At 45.6% G+C, this 19,243-nt stretch carries 21 protein-coding genes; 16 read left to right on the forward strand and 5 right to left on the reverse strand.

The window, feature by feature from the left end:
- Nucleotides 1-5: 5 nt before the first annotated feature.
- Together NBH14_RS15130 and NBH14_RS28670 are read right to left on the reverse strand one after the other, a co-directional pair.
- Entirely contained in the window at nt 6-458 is a 453-nt protein-coding gene (locus NBH14_RS15130; RefSeq protein ID WP_008771124.1) for a M23 family metallopeptidase, read from the reverse strand.
- A gap of 24 nt (nt 459-482) precedes the next feature.
- Nucleotides 483-614 carry a hypothetical protein gene (locus NBH14_RS28670; RefSeq protein ID WP_004311894.1) on the reverse strand — a complete coding sequence of 44 codons (132 nt, stop codon included), beginning with the start codon at nt 612-614 and terminating at the stop codon, nt 483-485.
- 74 nt (nt 615-688) lie between these two features.
- Here NBH14_RS28670 and NBH14_RS15135 point away from each other — a divergent pair, with 74 nt between their 5' ends.
- From NBH14_RS15135 to NBH14_RS15165, 7 genes are all read left to right on the forward strand, one after another.
- Complete coding sequence (locus NBH14_RS15135) at nt 689-1,828, forward strand: DUF4099 domain-containing protein (RefSeq protein WP_250817611.1); 1,140 nt, start codon at nt 689-691, stop codon at nt 1,826-1,828.
- Between the two features lie 5 nt (nt 1,829-1,833).
- Nucleotides 1,834-3,258, forward strand: coding sequence for a DUF6047 family protein (locus NBH14_RS15140; protein ID WP_007217358.1), 1,425 nt, complete (start codon nt 1,834-1,836; stop codon nt 3,256-3,258).
- 4 nt (nt 3,259-3,262) lie between these two features.
- The gene (locus NBH14_RS15145; protein ID WP_004311891.1) at nt 3,263-4,078 is read left to right on the forward strand and encodes a DUF6047 family protein; all 816 of its coding nucleotides are present in this window, start codon (nt 3,263-3,265) and stop codon (nt 4,076-4,078) included.
- Nucleotides 4,079-4,082: 4 nt separating this feature from the next.
- Nucleotides 4,083-5,081 (forward strand): DUF6047 family protein, encoded by a 999-nt coding sequence (locus NBH14_RS15150; RefSeq protein WP_250817613.1) that lies wholly within the window; start codon nt 4,083-4,085, stop codon nt 5,079-5,081.
- Between the two features lie 65 nt (nt 5,082-5,146).
- Nucleotides 5,147-5,503: an IS66 family insertion sequence element accessory protein TnpA gene (gene tnpA / locus NBH14_RS15155; protein ID WP_004319780.1), complete on the forward strand. Its 357-nt coding sequence runs from the start codon at nt 5,147-5,149 to the stop codon at nt 5,501-5,503.
- Nucleotides 5,504-5,506: 3 nt separating this feature from the next.
- Complete coding sequence (tnpB, locus tag NBH14_RS15160; RefSeq protein ID WP_004312010.1) at nt 5,507-5,872, forward strand: IS66 family insertion sequence element accessory protein TnpB; 366 nt, start codon at nt 5,507-5,509, stop codon at nt 5,870-5,872.
- Between the two features lie 75 nt (nt 5,873-5,947).
- Nucleotides 5,948-7,621 (forward strand): IS66-like element ISBf10 family transposase, encoded by a 1,674-nt coding sequence (locus tag NBH14_RS15165; RefSeq protein WP_004312011.1) that lies wholly within the window; start codon nt 5,948-5,950, stop codon nt 7,619-7,621.
- A 380-nt stretch (nt 7,622-8,001) separates the two neighbouring features.
- Here the strand turns inward: NBH14_RS15165 and NBH14_RS28980 are convergent, their stop codons facing one another.
- Nucleotides 8,002-8,457 carry a hypothetical protein gene (locus NBH14_RS28980; protein ID WP_250817616.1) on the reverse strand — a complete coding sequence of 152 codons (456 nt, stop codon included), beginning with the start codon at nt 8,455-8,457 and terminating at the stop codon, nt 8,002-8,004.
- A gap of 27 nt (nt 8,458-8,484) precedes the next feature.
- Between NBH14_RS28980 and NBH14_RS15175 the strand changes: the two genes are divergently transcribed.
- The 7 genes from NBH14_RS15175 to NBH14_RS15205 all read left to right on the forward strand — a co-directional run bounded on the left by NBH14_RS15175 (nt 8,485) and on the right by NBH14_RS15205 (nt 16,101).
- Nucleotides 8,485-8,796 (forward strand): hypothetical protein, encoded by a 312-nt coding sequence (locus tag NBH14_RS15175; protein ID WP_004311889.1) that lies wholly within the window; start codon nt 8,485-8,487, stop codon nt 8,794-8,796.
- A gap of 29 nt (nt 8,797-8,825) precedes the next feature.
- On the forward strand, nt 8,826-9,896 hold the full coding sequence (locus NBH14_RS15180) for a DUF6047 family protein (protein ID WP_004311888.1): 1,071 nt from the start codon (nt 8,826-8,828) through the stop codon (nt 9,894-9,896).
- Nucleotides 9,897-9,916: 20 nt separating this feature from the next.
- Nucleotides 9,917-11,683 (forward strand): DUF6047 family protein, encoded by a 1,767-nt coding sequence (locus tag NBH14_RS15185; RefSeq protein ID WP_004311887.1) that lies wholly within the window; start codon nt 9,917-9,919, stop codon nt 11,681-11,683.
- 11 nt (nt 11,684-11,694) lie between these two features.
- Nucleotides 11,695-12,897: a DUF6047 family protein gene (locus NBH14_RS15190; protein ID WP_004315703.1), complete on the forward strand. Its 1,203-nt coding sequence runs from the start codon at nt 11,695-11,697 to the stop codon at nt 12,895-12,897.
- Nucleotides 12,897-13,769 carry a hypothetical protein gene (locus tag NBH14_RS15195; RefSeq protein ID WP_004318625.1) on the forward strand — a complete coding sequence of 291 codons (873 nt, stop codon included), beginning with the start codon at nt 12,897-12,899 and terminating at the stop codon, nt 13,767-13,769. Before NBH14_RS15190 ends, NBH14_RS15195 begins: the two co-directional genes overlap by 1 nt.
- A gap of 209 nt (nt 13,770-13,978) precedes the next feature.
- Entirely contained in the window at nt 13,979-15,871 is a 1,893-nt protein-coding gene (locus tag NBH14_RS15200; protein WP_005680137.1) for a type IA DNA topoisomerase, read from the forward strand.
- An 11-nt stretch (nt 15,872-15,882) separates the two neighbouring features.
- The gene (locus NBH14_RS15205) at nt 15,883-16,101 is read left to right on the forward strand and encodes a hypothetical protein (RefSeq protein WP_004318621.1); all 219 of its coding nucleotides are present in this window, start codon (nt 15,883-15,885) and stop codon (nt 16,099-16,101) included.
- 34 nt (nt 16,102-16,135) lie between these two features.
- On the opposite strand, the gene NBH14_RS15210 is transcribed toward NBH14_RS15205, so the two are convergent.
- Nucleotides 16,136-16,543 (reverse strand): dihydrofolate reductase family protein, encoded by a 408-nt coding sequence (locus NBH14_RS15210; RefSeq protein ID WP_004311882.1) that lies wholly within the window; start codon nt 16,541-16,543, stop codon nt 16,136-16,138.
- 658 nt (nt 16,544-17,201) lie between these two features.
- Between NBH14_RS15210 and NBH14_RS15215 the strand changes: the two genes are divergently transcribed.
- Together NBH14_RS15215 and NBH14_RS15220 are read left to right on the forward strand one after the other, a co-directional pair.
- Nucleotides 17,202-17,369, forward strand: a complete 168-nt coding sequence (locus NBH14_RS15215; RefSeq protein WP_008771129.1) for a helix-turn-helix domain-containing protein — start codon at nt 17,202-17,204, stop codon at nt 17,367-17,369.
- Nucleotides 17,370-17,374: 5 nt separating this feature from the next.
- A complete protein-coding gene (locus NBH14_RS15220; protein WP_004311879.1) occupies nt 17,375-17,686 on the forward strand; it encodes a helix-turn-helix domain-containing protein in 312 nt (103 codons plus the stop codon).
- Between the two features lie 65 nt (nt 17,687-17,751).
- Here NBH14_RS15220 and NBH14_RS15225 read toward each other — a convergent pair whose 3' ends face one another.
- Nucleotides 17,752-18,981 carry a site-specific integrase gene (locus tag NBH14_RS15225; RefSeq protein ID WP_004311878.1) on the reverse strand — a complete coding sequence of 410 codons (1,230 nt, stop codon included), beginning with the start codon at nt 18,979-18,981 and terminating at the stop codon, nt 17,752-17,754.
- Nucleotides 18,982-19,243: the final 262 nt, after the last annotated feature.

The raw sequence follows: 19,243 nt of genomic DNA on the forward strand, positions 1-19,243 counted from the left end.
TTAAATTAATGACTCTTTTTAGAACGGGAATCCTTTAGTATCACCCACTGCAACGGATTCTGCGGCTTCCCGTTTTTTCTCAGTTCAAAATGCAGATGGTTGCCGGTCGCTATGCCGGTATGACCGACATTGCCGATATGCCGACCTATGCGTACATCGCTCCCTTTCCTCACATGCAATTTGCTCAAGTGTGCATACAACGTGGAAAAGCCGCCCGCGTGCCGGATTTCGATGTACCAGCCGTAACTGCTGCTATACCTGGCTTCAACGACTTTCCCGCTTCCTGAAGCATAGACCGGCGTGCCATAGGGTGCGGCAAGATCCACTCCGGCATGGAGTATCCTTTTCTTTTTCACCGGATGCATCCTTATACCGAAACCGGAAGAAACGGCATACCTCCTCCGACTTTCATTCAATGGATACAGAATAGGATAATCGGCCAGTACGGTAACCGGCAACCGGCTGTCTCATATGAAAGACTTTCACTGCCGGGCAGAGTGGATACGGTAGATGACAGCACTGAGTCCGGCTTTATATCCCTTTGACGGGGACTGTGCAAAAGCCGGACATGACAATAAGTGACAGAACATGACAATTAATGACAACTTCCTCATAATCAAACTATTTAATGACAAAGATAGTAATTTTACCCTCGTAAATGATTCATTAATCTTTAAAATTAACGTATATGAACGATGTGAATTTAGCTCCTGAAAACAAGGAAGCAACCCCGGAACACGGGTATTTGATGGCGTATGACAAGAAAGAGCAGAAAGCCAAAGGTGTAAAAGGAATCGCAGCGAACGGAGAGCTGGAAACGCTCGAAGTTAACGAGGCGAACAGGGACCAGTTTATCAAAGTGGACCAACGTGGAAACTTCTTCACCAACTTCGGGAAGAATTTTCTCTACCAGTACAATAATCCCGGTCGTTACTCCCTCTACAACATGCCGAAGGAAACGCTCGTAGAGCAGGCCAAAGAAAAGATCGAAGCGGCGCAGGAACCACAGAACGAAGCAGTCAGAAGGGAACTGGCTTCGACCAGGGTGTATAATAACCATCGCTTCAACGAGCGGGAAGTGAATTGGGAACAGGCCGCCAAATACGGCATTACCCCGGACGGACTGAAGAACGCAAAGGACAGCCTCGAAAGAATGTTGCAGGGAAAGACTTCCGCTATCGCTTTCCGTGTGGCAAAAAATTCCGAGCTGGGGCGTGAAAACGGGGATGCCAAACTCTCCCTGTTCCGCGACGAGAACGGAGCTGTCAAGTTCGACATCCACTACATCCGTCAGGCTCCCAAGATCGGGGAAGACTACAGGGGACATGTCCTGACGGAAGAAGACCTCAAGGCCCTGAACCAGACCGGCAATCTCGGCAAGGCGGTGGATGTAGTCATTGACTACCGTACCAAAGAAACCAAATCCTGCTACCTTTCCAAAGACCCGGTGACCAATGAATTGTTCCATATGCCCGTAGAGCAGGCACGCATTCCGCGTAAGGTGAAAGATTATACGCTTTCTCCGAAAGAATACGATGCTGCCGTGCGCGGTGAGGAAGTACCGATCCGTTTCAAGTCTGATAATGGAAAATTTTATGCCACCTCCATCCAGATGAGTGCCGCCGAGCGAGGGGTGGAATTCCTCTGGGAAAGAAGCACCAAGAAGTTGGAAGAGGCACAGAAACAAGGTCAGGAACAAGACGGAAGCCAGCAGCAGCCCCATGCACCGGTACAAGTAGCCGGAAAACCCCGGAAAAAAGAGGAAGCCTCACAGCAAGCGGAAAAGAAACCGCGTACCCGTAAACCGTCCATCACACCTAAAATGTAAGAAAAATGGCAACCTATATTTCTGATGATCCCAAACTATTGGACGAGCTTTTCAGGAAAGACGGTGAAGGCCAGCTCCTTGTCGGTTATGAAACCGGCAAGGAGAAACCCCATGCAGAATCCTCCTATATGCTTTATCCTGCCAATCCCGACAGGCAAGACCCTGTCTATACGTTTATGGCCTTGTTCAGCCAACAATCGATAAAAGCCAAATACTCCGCCTTCGTACCGAATACCCGTCTGGAAATCTATTCATTCCCGAAGATGACGGATGTACCGGCTATCTCCGGAGATATTTCCAAAAAGGAATATATCAATCAGGTATTACTACCCTATATCCGGGAAAAGGGACTGGCTCCTCTAATAAGTACCAATCTGAGAAATGTCCTGTTTGCGCAGTCACGCAGCGATATCCTCATGATATCGGGAGAACTTCCGAAACTGACCACACAGCAGTTGGACGAGCTGGTCCATTTTCATCAGAAGCAGGATGAGCTGGCTGCCAGGTATGATTATAATCCGGTTTACAAATTACCGCTGCATGCTGTGGAAACGTCCAAAGGAATCTTGTTTTTCAGTGATACCAAAATGGGACGGGAGGGATTGAAGAGCTTTTACCAACAGTTATCCGGCAATTATTTCTGGGTTCATGGCGAACTCGGTCCTGTCAGGCAATACAACGTCAACTGCCTGTCCGACGATATCTGTCCTTTGGTGGATGCCTGCTACCGGAAGAATCCCCAAAGCGGAAAAGGGGAATATGATTTTGATAATGCTGTATTCTCAAAAGAGGCTTTCCGTGACAGGAAACAGTGGAAACTGGCGTTTGAAACGGACATGGAGCCGAGCGCTTCTGAATTTCTCCGCCTGAATGAATTTGCCGGATGTCCTGCGAGCCGTAACAATGCGGATATCAGCAAACTGTTGTATCTGATGGAGAACGGATTCAAGCGGGATATAATAAATGATCCCGATTTCGGATACCGGAATGTCTTTCAGGAGTATGTCACCCGGATAGACGACTGTATCAACGGACAGTCCTCGGGGCCAGATTTGTCAGATGTGCTGGATGACATGCGTTGGAAAGCGAAGAATATCCTTCTGACGGATTTCGATGTCCGTGGACACCGTACATTGGAAAGGACACTGAATGACAGGAGCGTCCCGTTTCTCATCAATGGAACCGATGCCGGCGAAGCCATGAGGCAAGCCTTGCTGGAAGGAAAGTGGATCTACTGTCCCCAAATATCCAAGTCAATGCCAGATTTACATTTCCTCCATGCCGAAAAGACATGCAACCGGGTAATGGCATATACCAAATCTCCCGTAAACAAGACCGTGTATCAGGAGAAAAACGGCAAAATCATTCCATATGTACCGGCTTTGAAAAAGGTATCGAAAACGAAAAGGAACAATTCCCTCAAAATGTAATGATATGAAGCAACCTGAACAATCCTATACAGCCATAGAGACAGCCCATGGCTTTGTGTTCTTTACTGATACGACGGAAGGACAGAAAAACAGGCAGGACTTTCTGCAATTTATGGCAGACCATTACTTCGATCCCCATTTCAATCTTGGTCCGGTAAATGTTTACCGGGCAGAAGGAGTCCTAAAGGATGGATCCTATGTCAATCCGGGTGAAGGCCTGTACCCGGAATATGCTTACCTGCAGATGGATAAGACACCGGAAATGGAGCTGGTCTACCGGAATGAGATGAAGCCGACCTGGGAGGATTTCGGTAGTTTCTGCCACAATATGCATTGTACCAGCAGCCATCGCAACCGTAATATCGCTGATATTTTGGAGGAAATAGAAAGCAAGGACCGTAAATTACTGGAGCTTTCCAAACAAGGTACAGCATCGGATATCCGGCAGCAGATAGAAGAAACCGGCCAGGATAAAGCCTTGCTGGACAAACTCCTCAAGCAGTATTACGATGTGCGTGGACACCGGACTGTTGGGAACATCCTCCGCGACCCGATGGAATGTGTCACCGTAGACGGTGTCCGGCTCTTTACCCCTCACCGGCAAGTATTGGCGGCAGGGCACGGACTCTTCCTGCCGGGAGAGGCAAAAAGCAACCCGTCCCATGCCTATGCATGGATAAACGGGGATTTCACCCGGATCGTATTTTCTAAGGATCCTCCTGCGAACAAACAGGTGTTCAAAGTGAAAACAGTCATCGAAAAGGCTTTGAATAAAAAGCAGGACGTGAAAAAGAAAAGAAATACCCACCCTAAATTGTAGAAATATGGACAAGAGAAACCAAATGGAAAATCCTTTTTTCGATCCCGACAAGCCGGGAAGTATTTTTGTCGGTATGGACCGTTACCATCAGTACTCTCCCCACCAGCCCCGAAATGCCCTCACATTCATTCAGAAAGGAGATGCGGACAGCCTGTTCCGCAAATTCCTGATTGACAATATCAAGGAAGCGGAGTGCTGCCCCTATATTCCGGATACGGAACTGCTCCGGTTTGACCTGGCGAACATGAGGCAGGTTCCACCGGTAGATACCCATACCCCTTTCGAGGAATATATCAGCAAGGAACTGCTGCCGTATTTTCAAGAACACTGCATTCCCCCTGCCAAACGCATTTCCCTGCGTGATGCGGTCTATACCTATAAATACAAGAATGAACCGGACGGCGGCATATTGAAGAAGTATCTCATGCAGGAACCCGCATACTTGGAGTTTCGATTACAGCAACAGGAAAAAAGGACATTGTACCGGTGCCAGCCGCGGTACACATTCCCCTTAAAAGTGGTGGAGAATGACTTCGGATACCTTATCTTTTCCGGTAACGAGATCGGCAGGAACGGATTCAGGGAGTGCATCCGGTACATCACGGACCATTACTTCGACCCGCACTACGATACCGGCCATCTGGCCGTCTACGACAGTACGTTCATGGACAAGAACCTGGTTCCTCTCATAGATGCCGCTTACAAGCCGTGCAAACCGATGGAACTGGATTATTCCTTCGATTTTTATCCGGCATCCTATATCGGTCTTGACGAACTGCCCAAAGAATTCATCGACAGTTTAAAACCGGTATGCTACCATTCGATGGAAGCGACAGCCGGGGATTTTATAAAATTCGCCACCGACTGGCATTTCAATAAGGATACGCAGGTTTCCATCAGCCGGGAGAACCATGACATTTACCGGCTGCTGACCGTCATGCGTAACGGTTATATGAATATTCATGAACAACCGTTTACCTATTTCAATGTAAGCATTCGATAAACTCCCCCTTTCATTCTAAAAATGTGATATTACTTTTGTAATCAAAGTAAAAAAGCTCAATTGTTATGTCACATCAATGGACCATGGAAGATTTTGAATCTATTTATTCCCGTTTCAAGTCGAGCGGACTGTCAGTTATGGATTTTTGTTCGAATGAATGTATTCGTCCCAAACGTTTCTACGAGTGGCGTTCCAAGCTGTTGCGCAAAGGCGGCTTTATCCCGGTAAAGGTAAACAGTAAGGGCCAGGTCAGTCTTCCCCATAAGGAGAAATCCCTGCTGTCTGCCCCTCCGGTCAGCCCGTCGCCAATTCCCCAGCCGCTATGTGAGATCTCCTATCCCAATGGCGTCACAGTCCGCTTGAACAGCCCTTTGTCACCGGAGGTATTGCAAACCCTGATATTTTTGAATTCAAACCGTTAGCCTATGTTTTCTTTGAATGAATCCAACAGATATTATCTTTACCCGTATCCGACAGACATGCGTAAGAGTTTTTATACGCTTAGCGGCATCGTGACCAACCAGATGGGAAAGAATGTACGGGACGGTGACGCTTTCATTTTTATCAATGCGAATTGTACCTGTATGAAAATCCTCCATATGGAATATGGTGGTCTGGTGATATACCATATGAGGCTGGAACATGGGCACTTCCATCTGCCGGTCATAAATACGGAGGAAGGTCGGATTAAAGCGATTGAAACCTTCTGGAATGACCTTGTGATGATGGTTCAAGGAATGGACGGCAGCAAGGTCAGGCGTTATAAAAGGAGTGGTTTCCATGGGTTGTAGTTGTAACAAATTATAACATATACAATGCCGTATTCCGGCTGTTTTTTAGTATCTTAGCATCATATTTAAACGATTATGCCAACCGATAAGGAATTACTGATAAAGGATCTCATGCACAAATGCGACTGTCTGTATAGAGAAAACAGCCGGTTGAAGGAGATGGTGTCCACGCAGCCCCTTAAAGCTGCGGACAAAGAGGTGTATGAGGCTTTATTGTCTGACAAGGATGCCATAATCGCCCAAAAGGAAGCAAAAATCAACAGTCTGGAGCAACGTGTATCCTATCTTGAACGGCAGTTGTACGGTAAGAAGGCGGAAAAGTTCATAAAGCCTGACGCCCAGGACCGCTGGCTGGATTTTGAAGGCTTTGACATGCTTCCCCAGGAGGCTGAAGCCGCAGAAGAAGCAGAAAAGGAGTTGAAGGCTACCAGAGAAGCGATCATCGCCCGTAAAAAAGCGGGGAAGCAGCATCCTGCGAGAAAATCCCTTCCGGAGAATCTTGAGCGTGAGGTGGTCCATATATATCCCGAAGGGTATAATCCGGAAGAGTGGACGCTCCTTCCCGGAGAGGAAGTGACCGAGATCCTTATGCACGAGCCCGAGAAGTTCTATATCCGCAGGATAGTGCGCCATACAGCCAAACGGAAGGGTACAAACGAGTTCAAGACCGGCCCGCTTCCCGTCATGCCAATAGCAAAGAGCTATGCCTCTGCCTCATTGCTGGCAGACATGATGATAGGGAAATATGTGGATCACATACCGTTCCACAGGCAACTGGAACAGTTCAAACGTGTGGGGGTACATCTCCCCGCGTCAACGGTCAACGACTGGTTCAAGGATGTGGCGGATTTGCTAAGGCCCCTTTACTTCCGATTATGGGAGCTGGTGATGCAGACTGACTACATACAGTCGGATGAAACGACAATCCCCGTGATGAATGACGAGAGACACAAGACGGTCAAAGGTTATATCTGGCTTGTGCGCAGTGTCATGACCGGACGTCAGTTCTTTTACTATGACAAGGGTTCCCGAAGTGGAAAGGTGGTGCTGAAACTCTTCGGCAAGTTCCGGGGAGCCATACAGACGGACGGATACGAAAGGTACGAGATGCTGGACGCCAAGAAAGGTATTATCCTTCTTGGCTGTTGGGCCCATGCACGCAGACATTTTTGGGAGGCAAGAAAGAATGACATGCAGCGTGCCGACTATGCGCTCGCACAGATACAGTTGCTTTATGACGTGGAGCGTAAGGCTGACGATGAACGCCTGACTTACGAACAGAGGGCTGAACTTAGGGCACGTCTTGCATATCCCATACTTGTGCGCTTCGAGAAATGGCTGGTCAATGAATATCCCAAAGTAATGAAAGACAGTCCGATCGGAAAAGCCATAAAATATACATACGGAAGGTTCGACAAACTCTCCAGGTACCATCTGGACGGTCGTTACAGACCGGATAATAACGAGATAGAAAATAAAGTGCGGCCTGTCGCGTGCGGCAGACGTAATTACCTGTTCTGTGGCAATAATGATGCCGCTGAAGATGCGGCGGTGCTCTACTCGTTCTTCGGCTGCTGCAAGGCTGCCGGGGCTGACTTCCGCACGTGGCTGATCTACTTCCTTGAACATATACATGATTATGACGATGACTACTCGATGGATCTGGCCGAATTGTTACCTGACAATCTGTTATCCAAGGGCAAGATATTATCCGTTACGTCACCGGAATCTCCCAAGAAAGACTCCTGATACCTTCGTAAATCTCGCCTAAACACGGGAAAACTACCGTTTTATGCCAATCAAGACGGGAAAATAGGGAATAAAGTGCCGTTTTTATCTTCATTATCCCCGATAAATAGGGAAAATAAGGGAAAGAATACCCTTTTATACCAATTATGGCGGGAAAGTAGGGATAAAAATATCGCTTTATCACATTTGTCACAGGAAAATAAGGGGCAAAGGGGAAAAACTTCCTTTTATCCGCTCCATTAGTAGGGATAATATCAATTACTATAGAACCCGCACATCTTTGGGTTGAATTGATGTAACAATAAATCATAGAACGATAAAATGAATAAACGACATTATGAACATACGTTACCCAATATACGAGGGAGTTTATCGAATACTTACATTTCAATGAACTGCTGCCGTATGCCAAGGAATTTGAAAAAGTCACGCAGGTTAAATCTGCCGGCGAATTCGATACGGGAAAGTTCAAGCGGTTGTCTACGGAAATCCGGAAGGCTGCCGATGGAATTTTGAAAAGGGATTTCGATGTGAGAGGGCACCGTTCCCTTGAGAATATGTTGAATGACTCCACCGTTACCTTCACCGTCGGAAGCCGAAAACTGAATGAAGTTCAAAAGACGGCACTGGCTTCGGGATACGCACTGTATCTCCCGGAAAACAACAAGGAGGCGACAAGGCATCTCCTTTTTTGCAAGGCCGACTTTGAGCAGGGCAGAATTGAGGGTTCCTCCAAGCCCTTCGGCGTCAGGACATACGTGATAAAGGACGGACTGCTCTGTCCGCTGCCGGAAGAGAAGAATACCGTTAAAAAGACTGAGAATAAGAACAGACATAACAATAACCGTTTAAAATAAAGCGATATGATACCTAAAAGTCAGATGTACCTCGGAGCGCGGATTGTAGAGAACGATCCGGAAGAGGAAACTCCCGTTGTTCCCTATAAAGGAACAGTAACAGCCATTGAAGAAACCGGAAAAGGGGAACTGGATTACTTTGTCTATATCCGGCTGGATGATGAGTCCATGAAACAAAAAAGAATCTCCCTTTGCTGCCCGGACAAGATCATGACCTGTTTTCCATGGACTATAGACCTGGAAGAAAAACAGAAAATGGAGCAGAAAATGAAGAATAAAAAAGTTCCCGACCCGTCGAAACGGCATAGACTATCTTAATCAACCATTCATCTAAACCATAAAATAATATGAGTACATACATTGGTTTCAATTTGAACAGCAACAGGCAGATTGAACATTTCCAGACCATAGAGAATCGTTATGGCATCAATTCAGATGGCGGCAAATTTCTTTTCGGGCAGGCAGAACTGGCCTTGAAAGGCTCCTACATTCCTAAGGAAGAAGTCTATTTAATACCATATCAGGGTGCTGTACAACCGGGGAACATTGAAAGGTTCATCAAGGACATGACCCATAACGGAGGACTGTCTTGTGCAACTCATTTCCCATTGCGGGATATCGCCTTCGTTTACGAGAATACATCTCCTTATGGCATCCATAATGTGGATAGCATCCAGAGAATGCTTCAAAAGGCCAAAGACAATCCCCTGCTGAAAAAACAACTGAACGCTTACCGCGCATTCCATCAAGAAAAGGAAAAAGATATCTACAACAGGGTGATTACTGCAATAAATACGAACCAGGGAGTCCTGATGTTCAATGATACCGGCAGGGGGATACAGTGTGCGCAGAAATACCTGCAGCATATTGGCGATAATTTCTTCTCGCCGGTTTACAGGGATGCGGATAAACTGCAAATATATTATTTCAGCACTTCCAATATCAATCTGATCAAAGAGGCGTCAAAGTGTTCGAACATGTTTGAACATGGCTTAAAAAAGATATACCTTCCCCAAAAGGCTCATTTCCTGGATTCAAATATGATAGCCAACTATACCCCGGCGGTAGAATGCAGCATGGCTCCCTCTTTGGAATGTTATAACCAACTGGCCGAAAAGTTGAATCTGGGCAAGAGCCAGAAGAATTATAATATAGGCGTACTCGACCGGATCTGCAAGACCGGGCAAATCGGGAATTTGGAAAAAGACAGCCGGTTCAACCATCAAAACAGCTTTGTCTCCCTGGATGAACGGATCAGGCTGTCTTATGTGGGGAAGCAGGATGGCACACTGCTGAAAAATGCACTTGAACGGACCATCAAGGATACGGCAAAGAGAATCCTACAGACGGACTATGCGGTACGGGGCTATGAACCGCCCAAACAGGAAAAGAAAAAGAGTAGAAGTATCACCATGTAACTATTTTAAATTTCAATCGTATGCAAAAGCAAGAGATTTCAAACATTATGATTTTCTTTGTTACCCAGGACTTGGAAGGGCAACCCCGACAACTGGAGATGCACCTGATGCCGGAGAAAGAAGTATCGATGATGAATCAACGATTCACCGAATACCTCCAGCGGCAAAGGGAAATGTACAAGCCGTCCCTTGTCCAAAGCCACTTGCCGGATCTTTATCTGTGCCGCTACCAGTTTCCGGCAGGAGTAAGCTACCCGGATATCCGGCTCTTTGACAAGGATAACAGCTTGGTACAAAAATTCATCACCCGGAACGGAGGAAGCATGCAGGGCAATGTCTCATTGCGCGGACTGGAATACCTGCATTCTCACGATGAAGAAAAAAGCCTGCCCATGCTGGTAGCCAGCGGACTTGCCGACCACCTGCTTGTACAGCCGGAAGCCAAACGGTTCGCGCTGGCACAGGATACTCTCCACGACGATCCGTCGGAAACCCTGACCGCCGTGGAAACCGCCAAAGGAGTGCTTCTGTTCGAATATTCCGGCTTTGGAAAGACATGCTGCCATGCCTATATGCAACATCTGGCCGACCGTTTCTTCATTACGGACGAAGAGAAACCGGAGTTTGTCAACCTGTACAAGCTGACCCGTCCGGACGCAGAAGTGGTAAAGGCATTCCAAGCATCTCCCAATGCCTTCTCCTTATATACAAACTCTTTTCTGCCGGAGAAAGCACAATATCTGGATGCGACTATCCTGCGGAATGCCCGGCTGGACAGGAGCCACCGCATAGAACCGACATTCGATGCCTATGACAAGTTTGCTTCCTCCTATAACGTGCTCCCCAGTATTGCCAATGCCCAGATACTCCGGTTACTATCCTTACAGGAAACCGCAGGAATCTATGGGATAGACTATACAACCAGAAGGATTCCGTTCATACACAAGAATTCTTTCAACTCCCAGTTCAATGCGCTGCAGAATATTCCGGCTGAAAATAAAGGCGGACAGGAGAAGGTCAAATCACAGATCCGGGATCAGGCGGCCTATATCCTGAAACGTGATTACGGGCTTATCCCGGACAGCCTGCAAAACAAAGAGATAGACCCCATCATTTCCCTCCAGACTCCCAAAGGAGCCGTCTACCTGCCCGCCACGGATGAAGGAGCCATCTATAAACAGTGTTACCTGCAATATCTGGCTGACCGTTTCTTCACTCCGGAAGTACAGGCTCTGGGACGAATCAGAGAATTCTATATTTCCTGCCCGAACCATAGCACGGAGCATTACATGCAGAAGCATCTGGACCTTTTCCGGTCCAATCCTTTCTACGGGCAGCTGGCGAAAATGCCATTGTATCCGATAGAGCAATCCGAGCTGTTGAAGAAAGGCGGCTATCCCATAGAGCCGACATACCATGCATTCAAACAGTTTACGGAAGATTACCGGCTTTCGGTAACGCCGGAGAATGCCGAGATATTCACCCTGCTCTTTATACGGGAATACGGATTACCGGCTGATTTCAATACTAATGAAAGCTATAAGGAGTTCACCCACAAAGGAAATTTTAAACCGCTGGATCAAGAAATGTCCGAACTGCAATCCAAAAAGGGATATAGTGAAAAGGCATTCTACAATATTCAAAACAGGCAGCAGCAACTCGCGGACAAGATACTTGGCCTGAGATACAGACTGACCTGTCCTCCGTTGCAACTGACCGGACCGGCGGCTTCGGAAAAGAGAAAGACGGCTTCCCGTCAGAACAAGTCACATAATCCCCGCATCTAAAACTGATTATCATGCCTGCATGGATGGAAAAAATAAAAGATACATTCACCGCTAAAGCGGATTTAAAGAGCCTGTTTATTGTGTTACAGCCGGATAATCAAGTCTCGACTGTCATGGTCGTGTCGTATGTTCCGACGGATAAGGACTCTTTTCAGGTATTTATGGATCTGACCGCCCGGATTGCTATGGATCAGAAAACCATACCGGATAACTTATTGCTGCATTTTGAGGGAATACCTGCTAAAGATATTCCTTTCACCAGCGAACTACCGGCGAAAGACAGTGAGAAAGCCCTCAGTTTCATCGCCTCTTACGGAGGCATCACTGAAAACAACTCCGTACCTTTACGGAAAGCGGCTTATTTGAGAGCATGCCAAAGGGAACTGACGGCAGAGAATATCCGGGATCTGGACTACTCACCAGCTTATAAGTGCTTTATTGCACACGAAGATGCGATGGAGAAGATTGCGGCAGGAAAGCAAGCCAAACAGTTCTACACCATAGCTGAAACGGAACAAGGTGTCCGCGTATTCAATGACGGACTTTCCGGGACTATAAAGTTTCGGGATTACCTGCAATCGACAGCGGACAATTTCTACTCAAGCTCTTTGCAGGATGTGGAGTCATTGAATATTTACCGGATAGAAACCGTCTCCCGCCGGATGCTGGAACTCTCCAACGGGAATCAGACCACCATGCCGCAGGCCGGGATGGAAATTCTGGCGAATTACAAGCCGTCCGTCACTTTCGACATGCATCCTACGGGAGAAAATCTCAACCGGTTTGTCACAGCCGGCGCATTGGAACTCTCTATCCGTAACCGGAACATTATGACACTTCAGGACATAGCAGCCAGAGGATACGCCCATTTACCGGCAGACGAATCGTTTGCCTATAAAAAGGATTTCTTGTTTGTGGAGAAAGGTATCCGTGAGATTACCCGGCAAAAGGAATTGTACCGGGATTATCCTTTCCGGCAGAAGATGGATGAATTACAAAATGCTGCCAGGTCATTGGCGCAAACACTGTTAAACAGGGATGGAGTCCGGAAGAACTATCATCGGGTAAGCCCGCCTGTTGTTGTTTCTAAGAAAGGAGAAGCTCAAACAGCCGAAAAACCGCAAGACAAGCCCGGACTGTCCTGTGGCAATGAAAAGAAAAAGGTCAAGACAAAAACCGCTTCCGTTAAAAAGCAGGCGAAGCCCAAATTATAATGCATATGGAACTGATAAATAATACATTCATTCCCGAAAAAGAGATACCACGTAGCCGCAGGGCTGCCGGAAGGAAAGCATTCCTGCAAACTTTCAGAAACCTGTTTACCAGCCGGAATCATTTCAGGAGATTCATGGATACTTACCGTTTCAACACGATCCGCTGGAGCGCGTCCAACCTCCACGAACCCTCATGGGGAAAACGGATCGGATTATTCTTTCGTACCAAAAATCCAATCGCTATCCTCCGGGATGATTACCGGAGCAATCGCAGTAATCTGTTGAATAAATGGGAAACGTCCAGCCTGAACCGTATCCAGATGGAACTGGTCCGAATGGGTAGTATGCCTATTCAGAATAAGGACAGACATACTTTCAAAGCTCTGAACAGCATTGAAAAGAAAATCAAACAACTGCAGGAATATGAAGGATGTCCCGATATGAGCCATGAAAAGCAGCTTCTGGCAACATACAAGTACATTCTTTCTTCTCCTTTTGACCGGAAGTTCGGAGGATTGCCACCCGATGAGATTTGTGGGATGCTTCAGCAGAACGGACTGTCTGAATCAAACCTTCCTTACCAAAATTACGAAGGAATCCTCCAGGGCCGTGAAACAGTCATGTACGAACTGGCAACCGGAAAGAACGGGGAGAAATACCTCCAACCGGCAGATCAGGTGAAACTGAATGCGGGAATGTCAGGAATCTCAATGGATTTAATCAGCCGTTTTCCGGCAAAGGAAATACCCCTGCCGAATCTGACGGAAAGCATACAAGTATCGGAAAAGAAAGAGAAGCTCTCCATTCCCAAAGAACCGAAGAAAAGGGTACGGAAAGAAAAATCAAAGGTCAAGAGTGTAAAAATTAAATAGTCATTCATATTAAAAAAGAAAGTAACATGAAAACAATTTGTATTTGTGAGAAGCCCTCGGTGGCACGCAGCATTGCCCGGGTCCTGGGCGTAACGGAGAAACAGGAAGGATACTTGAGTGGGAACGGATATGCCGTCACATGAACTTACGGCCATCTGTTGGCATTGGCCCTGCCTCAAGACTACGGCATTGTCCATGTGGAAAAGGAGATGCTGCCTATTATTCCCGACCCGTTCAAACTGGTTGTCCGTCAGATTAAAACCGAAGATGGATACAAGGCTGATCCGACGGCTCTGAAACAATTGGAAGTAATCCGTAAACTGTTGGGTCAGGCTGATCAAGTGATATCCTGTACTGATGCAGGGCGGGAAGGAGAGTTAATTATGAGATATGTGCTTGAATATCTGGGATATCATAAGGAAACCAAACGCTTGTGGATATCTTCCATGACAGAAAAATCGATACGGGAAGGATTTGATAGCCTCAAATCAAGTAAGGAGTTTGACAACCTGTACCGTGCCGCTAAAGCCAGGAGAGAATCAGATTGGGTCGTCGGTATGAATGCCAGCCTGTCTTTGAGCATGGCTGCAGGCAAGAGTAACTATTCTCTGGGAAGAGTACAGACACCGGCACTTGGCATGATTTGCCGTCGATATCTGGACAACAGGGATTTTATAGCCAAACCCTATTATCTGCTACAGCTACGGACAACGAAAGCAGGGAAAGAACTCGTCTTAACCTGTACCGGGAAATATGATACACCGGAAAAACTCGATGTGGACCGTAAAAAAGTGTATGAAGAGACGACAGCCAAAGTGGTGCAAGTGGAGAAGAAAGAGGTTCCAGAAGAAGCTCCGCTACTTTATGACCTGACCGCCCTGCAACGAAGTGCCAATACCAAACTCGGACTGACCGCAGAACAGACGCTGAACATTGCTCAAAAATTATATGAAGGAGGCTACATTTCGTATCCCCGTACCGGATGTAGCTATATCACAGAAGACATCTTCGAACAAGTCCCTTCCCTCATCGGCCTGCTTAAGCAACATCCCCGTTTCACATGGCATGCGGAAAACCTCTGTAACCAGCCTTTAAACCGGCACTGTGTGGACGATAGCAAGATGACGGACCATCATGCGTTAATCATTACGGAGAACTATCCCCAGAGGCTTTCCCTTGACGAGCAGAATATCTATTCCATGATCGCGGGACGCATGTTGGAGGCTTTCTCCGGCAAATGCCTGAAAGAAACGGTATCCGTACAAGCGGACTGTAACGGCGTTCTTTTCGGGATAAAAGGAAGCCAAATCAAAGTTCCGGGGTGGAGAGGCATCTATAACGAACCCAGTGAGAAAGAAGAAGGAAGTCTTCTGCCCGAATTTCAGGAAGACGAAATATTGCCCGTGCTCGGTATTGATACATTGGTCAAGAAAACCAAACCGCAGCCCATATTCACTGAGGCAAGCCTGCTTGCTGCGATGGAAGGTTGTGGCAGAACATTGGACGATGAAAAGGAAAAAGAGGCAATGGAGGATTCCGGCTTGGGTACACCGGCTACACGTGCCGGAATCATCGAACTGCTCATTGCCAGACACTACGTGGAAAGAAACGGACGGTCACTGATTCCCACTCCCAAAGGACTGGAAGTATATGATATTGTAAAAGAGAAGATGATCGCCAACGTGAGCATGACCGGAGGGTGGGAATGCGCCTTGCATGAAATCGAAACCGGCAAAGTTTCCACGGAAACATTTACTCAGAGCATCAATTCCTATACCCAACAAATCACCTCGGAACTGCTTGCCCTGAAACTTAACCATCCGGACTTGCCACATTGTAACTGCCCCAAATGCGGAGCAGAAACGATTATCGTCTTTAACAAGGTCGCCAAATGCAGCGATCCCAATTGTGGGTTCCTGTTATTTAGAACGTTCAACGGCAGGGAACTGACGGATAATCAGATGCTCCTGCTGCTATCGGGGAAACGTACCGGATATCTGAAGTTTACCAGCAAGAAAGGAAAGAAGTATGAGGCATCACTCGAGTTGGATGACAATTACAGGATTGAGATGACTTTCAAGGATAATAAACCTAAAAAATAAAGAAGCGACTTATGAAAAAAGAAATGGAAGAGATACCGGATGAACTGAATCCGGACTTAATGCTGAATACGATTGCTTCCGAACTGCTGATCAAGATAGCCAAAGGGGAGATTGATATCCAGAAGCTGGTCAGGAAACAACTCTCGGACAGGGGAATCGATGACCAACGGAACTGGATAGGACCGGACAAGGCAAGAAAATATTGGGAGAAATATAAGATGCCTGTCTAAACCAAGTCAGTCAGGATAAGAAGATAATTGCAGGTTATTCAATCCGTTTGTAGGCCAGCCTGCAAATACCGGATCTGAAACATTTGTTCCCGGTCATTTCCCATGAGGAAGGACCGGGAATTTCTGTAAACAGACGTATGCCGTCCCCTTGGATATACGGTGCGACAAAAAGGATGATTTCATCCACCAACCAGTATCTGAACATGCTGCTTATAACGGAAATTGTATCCGGAGCCGCTTCTATGAAATAAATACCTTCATTTTTCTTTTTCCATTGTGTCAATGAGATGAAAGATACATCCGGCCCGAGAGTCTGTGTAGCACGTTCCCGTATTTTGGTGAGGCCATATTTGTTCGGATTATCCCACAAAGGGGAAGAAACAGTCCTGTCGAAGAGGTATCCGTCAAGAGTAGTGATTGCAAGTAATTGGAGTTTTGCCATAAGTATAATATTTAACCTATAAATATTATTCGGCAGAAGTATTTGAGAAAGCGTGGCCTTACCCAACTCCAAGACGGAGGTTCTGGTAAACCTATGAATAGTAGCTGTGTAAGCCACGCTATGACAAAGCATAGCATAAGCAATACACAAAAAGCCTCTATTCATTGAAATTTACCAGATTTCCGTCTTGAGACATTCTGCGAATGTTATGTCTATATCTAATTGGAAGGCTATTGCCTGCCATTTAAATCTATATTTCGTTCCAAAGATACTCATATTTCTGATTTCTCCGAAGAAATCCATATCATAAAGAAATGTGGCAGGGCAAAAAAGGAAAAAAGATGAAAGAGTTACCATTTGTATAAGGGATGTCGGATTTCACGACTCCCCCGTTAAATAAAAAGTATAAGAAAAGCTACGCTGACAAAAAATGACTATTAATGACTATTAACGACACTGGAAACTAAACGATTGATTTATAGTAATATTCCCTTTATCTTGCACCCAATTTCATTATTCACAATTTAATTTATAAATCATGGAACTGACAATTATCGAAACAAGTGCTTATCAGGACTTGAAGAAACAACTAAGTATGCTGTCCGTGCAAATGATGGACTTTCAAAAGAAAATAGCCCCCGTAACACCGGACAAGTGACTGGATGCGCAGGATGTGTGCCTGGCTCTCAATATTTCCAAAAGGGCACTGCAGACTTACCGGGATAACGGGCTGATTCCTTATTCTAATATCGGTGGAAAATTCTTTTATAAAGAAGTGGACATCCAGCAAATTCTGGAGGAAGGACTAATCAAAAAAAGAAAATAAAGAGTATGGCAGACATTATCACTAAAGATTCGGAAGAGTTCAAGGAACTTACCGGATGGATCAAACGGACAGGAAAAAATCTGGAGGCTGCTGCGGCACGGATACGTCCGACGATTGCAGACGAACATTATCTGAGTGGAGATGAGGTATGCCGGATGCTTCATGTTTCCAAGCGTACATTACAAACACTACGGGATGAAAAGGCAATACCTTATACCTCAATTACCTCTGTCGGGGGTAAACTGCTCTATCCGGAAAGCGGGCTATACGAGGTACTAAAAAAGAACTATAAAGATTTCAGGCGTTACTTGAAATAAGCAACCTGCCTGAATACGAAAAACACCCTTCAACATTTGCTGAAGGGTGTTTTTTCATACTTATTCTAATTGGCCAAGCGATACACGGAACCAATCTTGTCGCACATCCTATCCGTATCTTCCCCAACCTTCGGATTGATCAGTTCAGCATAGACTTGTGTGGAAAGAATCGATTTGTGTCCTAATACTTTTTGCAAAGTTTCTAACGGCATGCCTTTCAATATAGCCAAAACTGCAAAGGTATGTCTCCCGATATGAGGGGTGATATTTACATTACAATCACACTTTTTCCCTAAAACCTTAAAACTACTTTTCATGGTTTCATAATCACCGACGGGGAAAACGCAATCAGGAGAATCTTTCTTTTTGTTATCACCCTTATACTTTTCTACAAGTTCAATTGCTATAGGTAATAATTTCACGACGTATGCTACGCCTGTTTTTATACGGTTTCCCATGAGCCATGTGCCACCATCAGAATCTGTATGGATATTCTTATAAGTAATTGCTTTCAGATCTGCGAAGGCGAGGCCTGTGAAGCACATGAAAAGTAGCATGTCACGCATAGCCTGCTGACGTTTATACCTCAATTCTACATGTATAAGCCTCTGCAGTTCTTCTTCAGAGAGAAATGAACGTCTTTTATATCCCGGCTTACATCCAAAACCCGTGAAGGGATGAACTTTTATTAAACCTTTCTCTTGAGCGATATGCATTAGCCATTTCATGGTATTAACACGTCCGAATGCTGTAGAACTGGCCGAGCCGCATGTGCCCAACATCCAATTATAATAGTCTTCAATAAAATCTTTGTCAAGTTCATCAAGTGCAATGTCCTCAACATTCTTTTTGTCTTTCAAAAAAAGCAATGCGCTCTTATAATCGGCTACTAAACCAAGATAGGTGCTTTTTGCCTTTTCCTTGCCTACTTTCTCCTTGTATGACTCAAGCTGTTCCCTGAAAAGCTCCATAAGGGTGTGGGAATCTTCTTTAAAACCGACATAGCGGCTATAGACTTTCTTGGCTGTGACAAAACTGTCATGATCGCATATGTATTGGTAATGCTTGGCAATTTGGGCTTTGGCATTATCAAGTTCCTGGTTTAACATTCTAGCTTCTTCGGATTTCCCTTTAGCCCTATTAGCTTTGGCGTCCCATAAAGAAATAGACACCTCCTTCTTACAGCTAAAGCAAGCTGTGGTCTTGTTGATGGTAATACGTCCCATTACAGGTACTTTACCATTCTTAATCGATTGATTTTTAGTGTAAAACAACACTCTGAATGTACTTCTCATAACTCAACTTTTTTAGTTACAAATTTAATTACTGTTGAGGTATTTGAAGTTATGAAGAATAATGCAATATATTGAAAACTAATGCCTTATATCCGATTAGTAGGCAAATTGGAAGAGGTAACAGATAAGTAACATAACTCACTCCCAAATATGCTCTATTTAGCTTTATTCACCACATCCGATTAAAACATTAGTTTTATAACTATTTGAATTTTAATAGGTTTGCACTATATTTGCGCATCTTGAAAAAACACTTTGTTTC

This window comes from Parabacteroides caecihominis (genome assembly GCF_023656785.1).
GTDB classification, from domain to species: Bacteria; Bacteroidota; Bacteroidia; order Bacteroidales; family Tannerellaceae; genus Parabacteroides; species Parabacteroides segnis.